Origin of the sequence: Paracoccus haeundaensis (assembly GCF_006239215.1) — a bacterium.
GTDB lineage: Bacteria > Pseudomonadota > Alphaproteobacteria > Rhodobacterales > Rhodobacteraceae > Paracoccus > Paracoccus marcusii.
The window spans coordinates 1-686 of sequence record NZ_VDDC01000115.1 but is presented as its reverse complement, the minus strand read 5'-3'; the positions used below and the strand labels follow the sequence as shown (position 1 = coordinate 686).

The window sequence follows — 686 nt, the reverse complement described above, 5'->3', positions numbered from 1 at the left end:
ACTGGCGGGCTTACTACCTCGATCGCGCTTCCGAACTCTGCGGGACGGATGTCGGCCCCCTCGACGATCGCCACCAGCGGACGTCCGGGATCGGTCCATTTCCCGGCCCATGCCTCCTGGCCGGACGAGACCGACCATAAGTCGACGAAGCTCGCCATCGGACCGATCTGCCAGACATTGCCCTGCATGTCGGCCGGTCCAAATTTCGCAACCTGCTTTCCGTCGATATAGAAGGTAGCATCCTTCTCGGTCACGGACACCTCGTAGGTGTGCATCCCCTTCGACGCGTCGAAGCCGAGATCGATGATGCTCCGCTTCTGCGCCTCGGGGGTCAGGACCATGTGCTCGCCCTTGGCGTTCTCCATATGGATCGCGAGTTGGACTTTGGTCGTGTCTCCGCCGACGAACTCAAAGTCGAACTCGACCCACGGATCGTTCTTCCAGTCCGCCTTGTAGGTGAACATGCCGAAGACCGCACCGGGCGCCATGATCGGCGCTTGGGCCGTCCAGCTCCAAGTGCCGGTCGTTGCAATCTCGTTGGACTGCACCTCCGCACCGAGATAGGGTCTGGAAGAGCCGGCAGGGGCCTTGGTCAGAGAAAGACTCACATCACCGTTTGCCGCAACGCTGACGTTGTTGGCCGACCATGACATGTTGTTCGTCTGACCCGCATCCCATTCCGAGAT

At 60.8% G+C, this 686-nt stretch carries 1 protein-coding gene; it reads right to left on the bottom strand.

Annotated features, from left to right (window positions below; genetic code table 11):
* Nucleotides 1–686 (bottom strand): family 16 glycosylhydrolase (locus FHD67_RS20235; RefSeq protein WP_176695240.1); only part of this gene is annotated, 686 nt, incomplete at both ends.